Origin of the sequence: Candidatus Accumulibacter sp. ACC012 (genome assembly GCF_907163155.1) — a bacterium.
Taxonomy (GTDB): Bacteria; Pseudomonadota; Gammaproteobacteria; order Burkholderiales; family Rhodocyclaceae; genus Accumulibacter; species Accumulibacter delftensis.
The window spans coordinates 24484-38978 of the sequence record NZ_CAJQUC010000004.1 but is presented as its reverse complement, the minus strand read 5'-3'; the positions used below and the strand labels follow the sequence as shown (position 1 = coordinate 38978).

The window sequence follows — 14495 nt, the reverse complement described above, 5'->3', positions numbered from 1 at the left end:
ACACAGTTCGCTCGGACGGCGGCCAATACGCTACCATCGCTCTGGCCGTGGCTACTTTGCGGCGAGATGTCGACTCTGTAAAGCCTGTAAACCTCGTCCATCATCCCTCGTCTCGCATCCCTCTTGCGTGTGTGCTCCGATGAATCTCTCTGTCGTCTACGCCTTGCTGGCGGCCCTTCTTTTTGGAGCCAGCACACCGCTGGCCAAGCTACTGCTTGGCGACGTGCCACCGATCCTGCTTGCCGGCCTGCTCTACCTCGGCAGTGGTGTCGGGCTGAGTACGGCGCGGCTGATTCGCGATCGGTGCTGGCAGCCGTCAGGCCTGGCGCCGGCGGAATGGCCCTGGCTGCTCGGCGCCATGCTCTTCGGTGGCGTGCTCGGACCGGTCGCCCTGCTCTACGGCCTGGTGCATAGCAGCGCTGCGACGGCTTCGCTGCTGTTGAACCTTGAAGCCGTGCTCACGGCGCTGCTGGCCTGGGTGGTGTTCAAGGAGAACGCCGACCGGCGCATCGTTCTCGGCATGCTGGCCATCGTTGCCGGCGGCGTGCTGCTCGCCTGGCCGACTGGCGAAGCGCAGCAGGACAGTTGGCTCGGCCCGCTGGCGATCAGCGTTGCCTGCCTGTGCTGGGCAATCGACAACAATCTCACACGCCATGTTTCGGCGTCGGACGCCCTGTTCATTGCCGGCAGCAAGGGGCTGGTCGCCGGTGGCGTCAATACCCTGCTAGCGCTGGCTTTGGGAATGACGCTGCCCGGTGTGGCGATACTGCTCCCGGCCATGACGCTTGGCCTGCTTGGCTACGGGGTGAGCCTGGTGATGTTCGTGCTCGCCCTGCGCGGACTCGGTGCTGCGCGAACCGGCGCTTATTTTTCAACCGCACCCTTCATTGGCGCTGCCGTCGCGTTGCTCCTTCTCGGCGAGTCGGAGTCGACATCGCCGCTATTCTGGGCTGCTGCCGCCATGATGGGCATCGGCGTCTGGCTGCATCTCACCGAGCAGCACGGCCATCAGCACACTCACAACGACCTGGAACACGCCCACAGCCACCGCCACGACGCGCATCACCAGCACCCGCACGATGCCGGCTGGGCCGGCGACGAGCCGCACAGTCATCAGCACCGGCATCTGCCGATGGCGCACAGCCATCACCACTTCCCCGACATCCATCATCGGCACGAGCATTGATCAGGCGGGATTGACGGCGAGCCGCTGCGGGCTGCACACACTGGTGTGGTGCTGGATTCTTGATGAGACTTTCGGAAACATCTCCTGCTGCAGCAATAACTCAGGCATACACCCCGGCATTTCTCTCCCGGTAGCTCTCATATACATGTTCGAAGACCGCCGCGCATTTCTGCCGGTACCGATCTGGGCCATAGGCGCGCGGCAGGCCGGAGTCGAGGGTGTCTTCGATGGTCAGCTTCAGCTTTGAGCGTGCCGCTCCTTCTGCCGCCAGTTTAATGTGAAACAAGGGAGATTCGTGAGTCGCGTACGCGACTTTCACATTAGGTGGAGGCGGCGTCTTTTTCGGAGGGGGCGATCCAGAGCATGGCGAGGGCAATCCGGGGGAAAGCGGCATTGCCCGGCAATTCGCAGCCGCGACCAAATGACTCGCATGCCTTTTCGATGGCGATCGACGACGAACGACGACGATCGCGCAGACGACAAAAAGCCCGACCTTGTGAGCCGGGCTATCTGCCTGATTTCTTTGGTGGGTCGGGTGAGGCTCGAACTCACGACCAATGGATTAAAAGTCCTAAAAAGTATGCGTTTATTCATGTTGAATGGGATTCACGAAAACGTCGAAAACCTAGGAAAAACAGCAGTATTGCGTAGGTTGTTGTTGCTTTGCGTTGAACCGGATTGTTATAATCTTCCTACTGTGTGCCTACTGGAATTCTTCTGGTAGGCGAATGGTAGGCGGCAGCGGAGGGCGAGCGATGAGCGGCAACAAGGTGAATTTCACGGCGGGAAAAGTCTCCGCGTTTCGCTGCGAGGAGGGTAAGCAGGCCTCGTTTCTTTGGGACACGAACTCAAAAGGGCTTGGCCTGAAGGCATCTGCTGGAGGCTCCAAGACGTACGTTCTCGAAAGCCGTATTGAGTCCGGCGCAAGTGTCCGGCTGACCATTGGCAACGAGAAAACGTGGACGATTCAATCCGCCCGCGACGAAGCGCGCCGACTGCAAGCGAAGATCGACCAAGGCATTGACCCGCGGGAAGAGAAGCGCGAGCGAATCGCAGCCGCTGAGGCCAAGCAAGAAGAAGCGCGGCGCCGGAAAGCGCCGGCACTGGAAGCGTGGGCGGCGTATATCAAGGCGCACCCGAAGTGGGGGAGCTTGCACCTAGCCGACCATGTGACCGTGAGCAAGGAAGGCGGCGAGCTGCGCACGAGGGGCCGCAAGGTCGGCCATAGTGACAAAACCCTGCCGGGCATCCTGCGCCCGCTGTTGCTGCTTCCCCTGGAGCAGATTGACGCCGACCATGTGCGCGTCTGGCTGCAAGATGAAGCGGCACGCCGTCCGACGCATGCCGCGCTTGCCTTCAGGCTGCTGCGCGCCTTCCTCAACTGGTGTTCGGAGAAAAAAGAGTACCGCGACCAAGCCCACAAAGACGCCTGTCTTATCAGCATGGCAAAGGATGAACTGCCGAAGAAGGTTGCCAAGGACGATTGTTTGCAGCGCGAGCAGTTGCCATCGTGGTTCGCCTCTGTGCGCCAGATACAGAACCCTGTCATTGCCGCCTATCTGCAAACGGCGCTGCTGACGGGAGCGCGCCGAGAAGAAGTAGCGGGTATCCGGTGGGAGGATGTCGATTTCCGATGGAATTCCCTAAGCATCAAGGACAAGGTCGACGGCAAGCGCGCCATCCCACTGACGCCCCTTGTCGCTTCGCTGCTGGCCGCTCTGCCCCGCCGCAATGAGTGGGTATTCTCAAGCCCGACCGCCGCGTCTGGCAGGCTTCAGGAGCCCCGCATTCAGCACAACAAAGCACTGACCGCCGCCGGCTTGCCAGCGCTGACTATCCACGGCCTACGCCGTTCGTTCGGCACTCTGGCTGAGTGGGTGGAGTGCCCCGCCGGGGTGTCAGCGCAAATCATGGGCCACAAGCCGAGTGCGACCGCAGAGAAGCATTACCGCGTTCGCCCGCTCGACCTGTTGCGCATGTGGCACACGAAGATCGAGGCCTGGATTCTGACCGAAGCGGGTATCGAGCAGCCTGCAGAGGATGCACGACCGGGGTTGCGGGCCATCAGATAAACTGAGCACTGCCGCGCCTAGATTGGCCAATCGAAAACCGGGCACCTTCCCCGGCTGACGCGGCACCCCAACGAAGGAGCGCACAGAAGGAGCGTGAAATGCAATATGGACTGAGACTGGCTTCCCCAAGTCTTGACGTGTTGCCGCTCGCAGCTATTGCCGATGCAGTAGCACGGGCGGCCGCGACTGGTGGAGATACTCCGTTTCACAAACCAACGTATCAAGGCAAATTCCGCAATCTACTGGAGTGGGTTGTAACCGATGCGCGAGAGGGCCGCTTAGCGGTCACGGACCAAGACGGTAAGCCGGGGACATTCGACGAAGCCATCCAGCGAGCGAAGGATAATGGAACGTATAGCGAGGTTTCCAAGAGGTCGAACGAAGAAGCTGCTTCAAACGACGTCGACCTGGACGCGACACATGCGCTATGCGTCTATACAACCCTCAAGAATCTGAATGACTGGGCTGGCGAGCAAGGTAACGAGTTTGCAATATCTCGTGTCGGCTGGATCGACGAACGAGGATGGGTGGAGCCAAACAACGCCGGCTTTGATAGAGGCATGAGACAGACGAGCGGCGAGCACAGGCTTGAATCGGGTGCAAAGGAGTCCGCCTTATCGGACGAAGCTTGTATTGAACTGGCTAGTCAGTGCGAGCTGCATTTAGAGGACTGGACAGACTTAACTGCCTTAGACGACGGTGAGTACGGGGCGTATATAGTCTCAGAAGAGGGTGTCATTTTTAGAAAGTGGGAGGAGCACTATATCAAGGGCTTCCCAAAAGATGAGAAGCAAGAAATCCGTCGCAGAAATCGGCGTAGTCCGTCGCTGACATTCCCCTGTACGCCGAAACAGCTACTCGAATTTGTTAATAAAGCGTTTTGTGTTCTGTGGGGAAGCTTCAGCGTGCCGGATGCGTTTCGACAGGCGGTAACCGAGAGCGCGCAGGTGCCGGCTGAACCGCAGGGACAGAGCGCCACTACCCTCTCTGGGGCGGCAGCGAAGGTTGCGCCAGGCGGCCTGGCCAAGATCGAAATTCTATCGGTTCCCTGGCCCTTGCCACCGAACGCACCGACCTTAAAGAACATCCTTGACGAATTGCCGAAGTGGGTAGAATCCGCATGTCTTAAAGTCGGGCGGCCTGGCAAAGGGCCAGATGGTTCGCACCTCTGGAACCCCGCCGTCCTCGCCATCTGCCTCGCCACAAAGACGCCTCAAAAGAAATGGGCCGTCGGCAAAGGCGCACTAACCAACTTTTTGCGCCTCAACTTTTCCGACTATTTCGCCGAATGGACCGAAAAGTCTCAGTATCTTTGAATGCCGGGTGTTCATACCGGGTGCAATACCGGGTGCTCGGTCTATAAGCCCCGCCAACGCTGGGAGTCAATACCGGCGGCAATGCCGCGAGGAAGTGCCGTAATTTGAACTACACGCTCCCCCGTAGAAACGGGTTCTTGGAGCATGATTCAAATGAATAGAACGCACGCAGCACTGAGCAGCCGCACCGGTAGAAAAATAGGCACTGAGACAATATCAGAGCGGTTCGAAGTTCAGCCGCAAACTCCCCGCCGATCGTATTGCCTGCACGGGCACTGGATGGGCATGGTTCCAACAAAGCTCCCCAACGGTCGCCTTCTTTGGGATGAAGACGAGGCTGATCGACTGCTGGTCGGCGAGCCTGTCAAAGCTGACGCTGCTGCGATCGAAGCGCACTTCGCGCGCAAGGCCGCTAAGCCCCCGAAGCTTCCTGAGCACATTGCCCGAAAAGTCGCAGCCAAACGCTTGAAAGTTCCCACGGACACAGTTCAGGCAGTGACCACTAGCGAGGTGGCTTGATGACCGCCCCCAAGAACGAAGGAGCCCCGGCAGCGTTGGCGCGCAGCGGGGCTCAGGAAAACGGAATCTACACCGCAATTATCGCTTCTTCGGCAGGTTCAATCAAAGCTAGCGTCATCAGGCAAGGCAACGTGATTTTCGGCCCATCACTGCCGGACGCTTTCGCCCAGGTCGGCATGATCTTCCCGGAAAAGGGTATTGAGCCAGACAAGCTGACCCGGTTCTCGACCAGCAGCAAGTCCGGCGACAAGGCCGGATTCTGCAAGTTATTTGCGGATGGCGTTGGCGCGTCTTTCGGATGCAATCGTGAAGGAACCAAGTTCACTTGGCAGATGCGCAACGGCAATACTCCAATTCCGACGAGGGCAGAGCAACAGGCCTCCAAGGAGAAATCAAGGCTGGCGAGGAAGCAAGCTGCCACAGGCCTCGCCAAACAGCACGAACAGGCTGCAGCGGCAGCAACGAGAATCGTGGGGGAAAGTCTTAACCTTGATCCGGCCAATGCCTACGCGCTCCGCAAGGGCATCATTCCCTACCGCGCACGCCAAGACCTTGACGGCTCGATTACTCTGCCAGTCCATGGGCCGGATGATTCAGTTCAAAGCGTTCAGTTTATCCGGTGCGATGGCTTCAAGCAGTTTCTGAAAAACGCCAAGATGAAAGGTGGACGGCTGTTCATCGGTCAACCAGAAAACGGAACCTCGATAGTCCTAGCTGAAGGTTGGGCGACAGCTTGCAGCATTCACGAGGCCACCGGCGATGTCGTCGTCGTCGGTTTTTCAGGCAGCAACATGACCATCGTTGCTGCTGATCTGCGTCGAAAGTTTCCAGACTCGCCCCTCCGTATCGCTGGCGACCTTGATGACCACGGCAAAGGTCTGGAGTATGCCCAGTCCGCTGCCGCCGCTGGAGCCCCTGCCGTCATCATTGTGCCCAAGTTCGCAGATGGTCGCATCAATGGCGATTTCAACGACCTGCACCAAGCGGAAGGGCTCGACGTACTACGGTTGCAAATGGAGTCCAAGAAGCTCCCGCCCTCTTCCGCAGAGGCTCTATTCCTGGCGCCGAGCCTGCCAAAGTGCGATGCACGAGATGGCACCTACAACACGCGCCCGCTGACGGAGTACGGCAACGCTCAGCGACTACAAGACGACAGTGGCGAGCGACTCAAGTACGTACCGGAATGGAAAGCGTGGCTAATCTGGCATGGCAAGTCTTGGCAATGGGACCTCGACGGCGCGCGCGTCCGATCAATGGCTGGTCGGTTGCATGTTGCGATCTACACGGAGGGCCTTGGGCACAGCAACGACGTTGAGCACTTCGCCAAGTGGGCGCGCAAGAGCGAGGAGCAGAAGACAATCGTAGCTGCCGTCAAGATTCTTTCTGACTTCGGCCAGGTGCGCTTACCAATGGCACATATTGACGCCGATGAATTTGTCGTCGGCTTCGACCGCGCCCGACAATTGATCAACCTCAACACGGGTATCGCGCGCGCCGCGACTACCGGGGACTTCATTACCAAGAGCTTGTCCGTAGAATCCCTTGGCGATGCAACACGGGCTGTGCGCTGGCGTCAGTTCTTGTATGAGGTGTTCGACGGCGACCAAGAGATTGTCGATTGGATACAAAGGTTTTGCGGCTACTTGCTAACGGGATCGACGCAGGAGCATCTTTTCCTGTTTCTGTTTGGTCATGGCGCCAACGGAAAAAGCGTTTTTATTGAGCTGCTGAAGTACATCTTGGGCGACTATGCCCGTGCCATCGCATCGGAAACGCTCAGCGAGTCGAAGCGAAACGCTGGCGGCGCAACGCCCGACCTTGCGGACCTCGTTGGCGCACGATTGGTGCTGTGCGCAGAGACCGAAGAAAACACCGCTCTGGCGGAGTCACTCGTCAAAGGCATGGTATCCGGCGACAGCATGGCCGCGCGAAAACTGTACTGCGACCCCTTTCAGTTTCAGCCCAATTTGAAGCTGATTATGGCCGGCAATCACAAGCCGATTGTTCGCGGCAACGATCACGGGATTTGGCGCCGTGTTCGGCTGGTCCCTTTCGATCAGACCTTCAGAGAAGACAAGCGCGATCCGAAGCTCCGCGCCAAGTTGAAGGCTGAGGCATCACACATCCTCGCATGGATGGTTCAAGGTTGCGTCGAGTGGCTGAAGAGAGGCCTTGCTGACACGCCGAGGAGAATCCGCGAAGCCACGGACGCTTATCAGGTCGATCAGGACTTGACGGGCGCTTGGCTCAGCGAATGCACTGAAAAAAACACGCAGGGCGAGAGTTTGAACGCCGACCTCTATGGCAACTATAAGACCTGGTGTCTTGACAACGGGCACAAGCCAGCGAGCAGCGCAGTGCTTGGACGTCGATTGAGCGAGCGTGGGTATCGCGTCAGACAGTCTAACGGCAAGCGTTTCTGGTGCGGATTGAGCGTGACAGACTTTCGGCACCAAGACTACACCCGTGCGAAAGGGGGCTATTGATGGCGGAAATCAACGCCAATCAATGGTCGGAAGTGCGGCAAGTGCGGATAAACGCCGTTTTCCATAAACTCCCCCATGCAGCCCTTTCTAGAAAACTTTTCGAAAATGGGGCTCTTGCCGCACTTGCCGCACTGTTCCGCTTCACGACTTGGCAGGAACTGATCGAATGGGCGCTGATCTGTTCGGGTTCGAATCACCGTCAGTGCGGCGCACCAATAACCGGCCCGAGCCTGCCGCTCTGGCGGAAGTCGTCAAGACGCTGCGGCATCATTCGTCTGTGGCATGGATAGAACGCCAGAATACGGGCATGGCGAACATGGGCGGGCGTTTTTTCCGGTTCGGCTGGAAAGGCTGCTCGGCATGATGCGGGATGGCCGATTGCTGGCGGTGGAGTGCAAAGCACCGGGCGGGAAGATGCGCGCAGAGCAAGCAGAGTTTCTTTCTCTGGTACGTCGGTTCGGTGGCCTGGCCTTCGTGGCGAGAGATTGCCGGGACGTGCTGCGCGAATCGCCGGCAACTCACGGCGGACGAAATGACAACGTTACAGCGTAACGCCGCTACACCGGATTTTTCTTTCAGCTCAGAGGTGCGGGCCTGGCGCCTCGCTCCGTGCAACCACCACTCTTCTCAACTCTTCACCCAATCGCTGCGGGTCGCGACAAACCAGAAAATCCCATTCGCCCAGCCTGCCCCAATGATTCACCGCTGCTACCCAACGCTTCGCGGCCTGGTGTTTGGCGTCCGTGTCTTGGTGTGCCTTGCCCTTTATTTCGAGCACTACATGTACCGAGTTGCGCAGCCGGACGATGAAGTCCGGTTCATAGACCTGTGGGTTCCCGTAATACTCGTAGGGAATGCTGAACTCCAGTCGATCATTTCGCGCATAGCAGAACACGACACCTTCCTTCGCCAGCTTTTCAAGCTGGAAGGTTGCGGCCTGTTCCCATGAGTTGGTGTCGCAGGCAACAAAGTTCAGGTGGCTTGCTGCGGTGGCCTGTACCGGCTTCACCGTCTTGAACCGTACCCGCTCGGTACTATCGATCGGCCTGTATCGATTCAGTCTTGGCAGCAGCGGCGCCTCACCCTTGCTATCGTCCGGTGTAATCGCAGCAATCAGCAGCCCGATGATGCGCTGAGCATACGCCTGCAAGCCGACCTCGCTCCGATGAAGCCCGTTGAAATCGACTCGTTCGCACATGTAGCGCTGCACGATGAGCAGTACCTGCGGAAACAGCACGCTTCGGCTTTGGTGCCGCAAATTCGCCTTGCCCGAATGCGCCGCCTCGGTGAGCGCCCGTACGATCTCCCGCGCGATCTCGAACTCGATGGTCTGCAGGTGAACCGAGTCGTAATAGGTTTGCCGGTCAACCACGTCGAAGCCAAAGCCTCCGTGTGCGCTCGGGTGCCCTATCTGAAAACCTACCTGCGGGCGGACGAACGCCGCAGTAGGGATGTTCGACGCATCGAGAGCGGTACGCTCGATACTGTCCACATCGGCGGTCACCAGATTGCGTTGCAGTGCGACCACATAGCCTTCGACGACGGGAAACCGAATCTCAAAGGCCTGCCGCGCCGCCAGCGCCATTACCTCGTGCTTCGGCCGGTCATCAGGTGGGGCACTTCCTCCCGGCTCACGTCCCTTGAACGGAATCAGTGAGAAAGGGATGCCAAAGATGTCCACGTACTCGGCGGTCAGCAGTCCGGTTTCCGGGTCTGGCGTGTAGTCCATTCGGCGCAAGCCGCGCCCCACCACCTGCTCGCAGAGCAACTGGCTGTGAAACGCCCGTAGGCCGAGGATGTGCGTAACGTTGTTCGCGTCCCATCCCTCGTTGAGCATGTTCACGCTGACGACGCAGCGGATGTGCTCACCCGCTTCGCCCGGTCGGCCTACGGTCGAGACAATCCGTCTAAGATCCTCCGCAGCTTCCTTTCGTGTTGCATTCGGGTCTTCGCTTTCGGCAGCGGCCAGCAGATTGGAGTCTATGCGTAGGGTGACCTCCGCTAATTGCCTGTTCCACAGTTCCGGAAAACCAGGTAGCCCCGCTCCATAGTGTTTCTGAGCCTTGGGCTTCTTCTTGCGCGGCTTCGGCGCTTCATCTTCGTCGTCTTCGTCCTCGTCAGGCATCTCCGCCTCGACGAGTTCTTCGCCCGAGATCGCACGGTGAAGTTCCTTGGCAATATCCGTGTTGTCGCAGACGACGATCATTACCGGTGGCGTCCGGTCCTGACCCGGCGCCGATGATATGACTTGTTCAAGTTTCTGCTTCCATTCGGTCGCCAAGGTCAGCAACGCAAACTCGGCCTTGCGATAAACGACGGCCGGTTTCGGCTTGCCACCGGTGAGTTTCTCCCCGCTCTTGAGGTCGCCGGTTATGTGCTCCCACAGCTTGAAATACTTGGGGTCCGGGCGTCCCGTGTTGTCCATCGCCGGCAGGCGCGGAATCTTGGTGATGCCGCTCTCAATCGCATCGACCAGCGAGAAATCGCTGACGATCCATGGGAAGGGAGAACCTTCCGGGTAGCCGCTGCCCTGGATGTAGAAAGGCGTCGCCGACAAGTCCACACAGATGCCGATGCCGCAGGCGGCGTTGATCTTGTCCAGCCCGCTCACCCACACTGTGGCCTCTTCGCGGTCGGCCTTTTCCTCGGCGGTCAGTTTCACGTCGGCGCCAACAGGCGCCGGGCGGTACGCATGGTGGCCCTCATCGTTGAGAACCATCAGCGGCTCGTCATCCCACAGGTCGCCCAGCCGGTTGCGCGCAAAAGCCTCGGCGCTTTCTGCGCCGAGTTTCACGATGGGTGCGCCGCCTACCTTCTGCACCTCGGCCTCCGGTGCCAGCCAATGCCAGTTCGTGACCAGCACCTTGCCCTTCGCCAATTCGGGACGCAGCGCTGACGGAACGATGTCGAACTGCTCAAAGTAGTTGTTCGGGTCACCCGGCCGCAGCACGTTCAGGCGCTCCTTGATAGTCAGGTTCGGGCACACGACCAGCGCACGACGCGGAAAGCGTGGATCGCCGGGCTTGGTGCCGCGATTGCAGAACGCCCAAGCGATGAGCATCGACATCACCACCGTCTTGCCGCTGCCAGTGGCCATCTTGCAGGCGTAGCGGTTGATCGCCTTCGCGCCAGGCTCATTCGGCAGGTCGGCCAGCTTCGGGTGTTGCGCGACCTTCGCCACCCACGCCAGCGGGCGTGGATTGCATCCTTTGCTGAGCGTATTGAAATCGTCCAACGTCAGCTTGGGCGTCCAGCGCGGCTTCTTGCCGAGCGCCAGAATCTCCTTCAAGTAGATGATCGTTTCCACCGCCTCGACCTGGCAGAAAAACAGGCGTCGCCCACGATCTTCGCGCATCCAATGGCGCAGCAGTTTCTTCGTCGTCTCGCTGGCGCTCTCCCAGCCACTCGCCCGCCAGCGTCGTACGTCATCGCGCAGTTCATTCACCAACGGCAGATCGTCGCGCTCCTCTTCTGCGAGGAACGACAGTTGTAGTTGTGTGCTGCCCGAGCGCTCGTTCTTGAACCAGTAACTTGCGGGTCGTCGCCCGGGCGTCCTGGTGGGCACTCCCGTCGTCGTGTCGTAAAGCCAGTATTGATCGGGCTCCCGGTACGGCGAGCAGAGGATAGGATTCTCGACGGGCTGAATCGGAATCGACAGTTGCTGTGCCATGCGCCTAGTACCGATCCTGGAACTGCAGCACGCGCATGCCCTCGTTCCCGCGCGGATCAATCACCTTTACCGCCACGCGCCACGTCTCGCCCTTGCCAAGCCTTGCCGGGCGAGGAAAAGGCAGACTCTTCAACCCACTCAGTGCCGCGAAGGCTTCTTCCTCGATCACACCGGCATTGCCGAGTGCCTTGGCCAGTTTCGCCCACTTGCTCTTGTCGGGGAAGAACGCCTGGCAGATGCAGAACGTCCTTCCGTCGTAGTCCGTGTCAAGGAACCACGCAGCGATGCGCGCCTTGTCGGTCGGAAAAAGTGTGTTGCTCACCGGATCGTAGACATCCATGCCCTCGACCTCGACCGTGAACTCGCCGTCGGCCTGCTGCGTCGGGCCTTTCACCCGCGGAGCGCTGAAGACGGTAAAAAGCTGGCTACCGGGCTGGGATTTCAGCAGATCGCCCATCGCCACGTCTGGACGAATCAGGGCCATGTGCAGGCGCAGGTTCCGATGGCTGCCGCTCTCGATGGCGTCCTGTGCTGCCGCATCAAAGCCGAATCCAGCAAAGACCACGTCGTCGTAGCCCTTACGGTTCGCGTCACGGATCGCATCTTCCACTTGCATCGCCGAGACACTGCCGATTTCCGGGCCGACACTCACCGCCACGCGGCGCTCATTCTGGTCGCCGTTCATCCATTCGCCTTCGGCGTGGAGCAGTGCGGCACCGGTCATCGGATCGAGCCGGTTGAACTTCATGCTCCGATTGCCGGGGAAGTCAACACCGCTCGCCTTCAACAAGCGAATGATTTTTTCGAGATGCGCCTCGGCGTTCGTAACTGCCGCGTCGCCGTCGAAGGCGTCCAGTTCGTCCGGCGCGCCGCCAATCGGCGTATCAGGGCCGTCTTCCACGGCGATGACACCTTCCATCGTGAATGGGCCGCTCACCCGCACGACCCCTTTCACGGGCGCGGGCTTGTCGACCAGTTCCTCCGTCTCGGCGTTTGCGGCGATGCAGGAGTTCACCTCGTCCATCTTCGCCCGCCAGGCGTCGCGGTAGGCGATCAGCGCTTCCTGCAACGCGGGCGGCCAGTCGGGATCGGTGTCGAAAGGGGCCTCCCACTCCTTCCAGCCGCCTTTCGGAATCGCGCCCCGATAGGCTTCGGCCTGCTTGGGAGTCAGGCCCTTGAGTGGTGACCGCGCGGGAAAGGAACGGATCAAGGCCGGCTGAGTATCGGGCAGCAGCCAACGGCGCGTGTCCGCCTCAGTCACAGCATTTGCACCGGTTTCGCGGTGCTTGTGGATGAGCTTGTCCGCCAGCTTTTCCTTCATCGCAACGCCGACGGTGGCCACTACGCGATTCAGCGTGGACAGCTTCTCGGCGAGAATCGGCTCGTGCTTGGCGAAAACGGGATCGAGCGAGGTGTTGCGGGCGATGCTCTTGAGCGTGATGTGCGGCACCGTTTTGCACGCAAAAGTAGCCTTGCCGGGAACCTTGCCCGTCGGGTCGGTGAGCCACGTGCCGTGCGGATTGCGCGCGACGTCCTCTGCACTCAACGGACGAAGCTGCTGGTAGTCGAACTTCGCCGTCATCAGCCGGTGCTTCGCCAGCGCCAGCGCCACACGGCTGGAATCGCAGGTGATCCAGCGCCGGCCCCACTGCTCAGCCACATACGCCGTCGTCCCGCTCCCGCACGTCGGGTCCAGCACGAGGTCGCCGGGGTCAGTGGTCATTAGCAGGCAGCGCTCGATGACCGTCGAAGCCGTCTGCACGATATAGATTTTTCCCTCGGTTCGATTCTGAACACCCCCTATGTCCATCCAAATATTCGTGAGAGGGAACACTGGGAAATTCGAGAGAAGCCTCGCATACCTCGGGAGGCTCCCTTCAATTCTAAGTCGATGAGCGGCTTTCAAGCGGTTCAATCCTTCGATTGCCGTCTTCCAGTGCATTCCCGCTGGAGGCTCGAACTCCTGACCTTCCATCAAGAACTTCTGCTCCGTGGCTGTCGCCCCCTGCGCTGTAATTTGATCGAATGCTGCAAGTTGCTCGTCCTCGAATGCATGAGCTATCTCATACTGCGCTCGGGTAAGCGGCTTGTATTTTGCCGCCCCTTCTTCTCCAGCAGTCTTGTTTTTGTAAAGCTGGCGGAAGCGCATCTTCGACGTGTCCTTTGCATACCAAAGAACGTGGTCGGTGATGTTCGAGATGTAGTTTGAAGAGAAGCCAGTGGTCGTGGCAAACGAGACTACGCTGATGAAGTTGTCTTTAAACACCTCATCCATCACGCACCGCACGCGATGGAGATTTTCATCACTGATCTGCACGAAGATGCTGCCGGAATCGGCGAGAAGTTCCATGGCCATGTGCAGGCGGTCGCGCAGATAGGCGAGGTAGGAGTGGATGCCGAGCGTCCAGGTGTCGCGGTAGGCCTTCACCATCTCAGGCTCGCGGGTGAGGTCCTGCTCGCGGTCCTTCACATCGCGCTGCCCGAGCTGCGGCTGGAAGTTCGAGGCGAACTTGATGCCGTAGGGCGGATCGAGGTAGATCATCTGCACCTTGCCTGCGAGGTCTTCGCGACGGGCGAGGCTGGCCATGACCTGTAGCGAGTCACCGAGGATCATGCGGTTCGCCCAGTCCACGTCGTGCTGATAGAACTGCACGGCCTTGGCGTAATCGTGCTGCGGATCGGCGAAAAGATCGCGCTCCACGTCCTCGCGCGCCAGCACGCGCAGAATCGCCTGGGTCGATACGCGCTCGTGCATGTGCAGCGCCACCGGCTCGACCTCGAACCACGGCTTCTCGCGCTTGCCGCTCCACTCCAGCCACGGTTCATGCCGGCGCAGCGCATCCGCCAGCACTCGCGCCTCGTCTGCCGTAAGCGCCCGTTTCTGTGCGGTCGCCAGCAACTCCGGCAGTTTGTCCGCCTGCCCTGCATCCGCGGCCGAGCGCAGCATCGGTGGTAGATGCGGGTTGTATTCGTAGCGGATTTTCGGCGCTTCCTGAACAACGCCCTGCGCCTCCAGGCCGGCCGGCGGAATGTTTTTCCGCTTGGCTGGATACTTGATGGAAGCAATGGAATCGCGCGCGTATGCCGGCGCGGCAGCGTCAGTGTTTTTCTTATGCTGCATGGTTGTTGACCTCGCCCTCGTCAGACTTCACAGGATACGCCTGCTCACCAAAACCGTCACCTTCGGCAGCGAGCAACTCCACACAGTGGCAGTCTGTCCGCCCGAGACACTCTCGCGCAACGTCC

General features: G+C 59.7%; 8 protein-coding genes. 5 read left to right on the top strand and 3 right to left on the bottom strand.

The features are described from left to right. The first annotated feature begins 139 nt into the window (after positions 1–139). Positions 140–1186: an EamA family transporter gene (locus tag QZ648_RS07440; protein ID WP_291996586.1), complete on the top strand. Its 1047-nt coding sequence runs from the start codon at positions 140–142 to the stop codon at positions 1184–1186. Between the two features lie 100 nt (positions 1187–1286). Here QZ648_RS07440 and QZ648_RS07435 read toward each other — a convergent pair whose 3' ends face one another. Next, entirely contained in the window at positions 1287–1472 is a 186-nt protein-coding gene (locus QZ648_RS07435; protein WP_291996585.1) for a hypothetical protein, read from the bottom strand. A 469-nt stretch (positions 1473–1941) separates the two neighbouring features. On the opposite strand from QZ648_RS07435, the gene QZ648_RS07430 reads away from it, so the two are divergent. The 4 genes from QZ648_RS07430 to QZ648_RS07415 all read left to right on the top strand — a co-directional run bounded on the left by QZ648_RS07430 (position 1942) and on the right by QZ648_RS07415 (position 7869). Then, positions 1942–3258 carry an integrase family protein gene (locus QZ648_RS07430; protein ID WP_291996584.1) on the top strand — a complete coding sequence of 439 codons (1317 nt, stop codon included), beginning with the start codon at positions 1942–1944 and terminating at the stop codon, positions 3256–3258. A gap of 98 nt (positions 3259–3356) precedes the next feature. Next, positions 3357–4574: a hypothetical protein gene (locus QZ648_RS07425; protein ID WP_291996583.1), complete on the top strand. Its 1218-nt coding sequence runs from the start codon at positions 3357–3359 to the stop codon at positions 4572–4574. Between the two features lie 518 nt (positions 4575–5092). Then, positions 5093–7579, top strand: a complete 2487-nt coding sequence (locus QZ648_RS07420) for a phage/plasmid primase, P4 family (protein WP_291996582.1) — start codon at positions 5093–5095, stop codon at positions 7577–7579. Then, positions 7579–7869 (top strand): hypothetical protein, encoded by a 291-nt coding sequence (locus tag QZ648_RS07415; RefSeq protein WP_291996581.1) that lies wholly within the window; start codon positions 7579–7581, stop codon positions 7867–7869. Before QZ648_RS07420 ends, QZ648_RS07415 begins: the two co-directional genes overlap by 1 nt. A 290-nt stretch (positions 7870–8159) precedes the next feature. On the opposite strand, the gene QZ648_RS07410 is transcribed toward QZ648_RS07415, so the two are convergent. Both QZ648_RS07410 and QZ648_RS07405 read right to left on the bottom strand, forming a co-directional pair. Beyond that, a complete protein-coding gene (locus QZ648_RS07410; protein WP_366144082.1) occupies positions 8160–11249 on the bottom strand; it encodes a DEAD/DEAH box helicase family protein in 3090 nt (1029 codons plus the stop codon). Between the two features lie 4 nt (positions 11250–11253). Beyond that, positions 11254–14370: a site-specific DNA-methyltransferase gene (locus QZ648_RS07405; RefSeq protein ID WP_291996579.1), complete on the bottom strand. Its 3117-nt coding sequence runs from the start codon at positions 14368–14370 to the stop codon at positions 11254–11256. Positions 14371–14495: the final 125 nt, after the last annotated feature.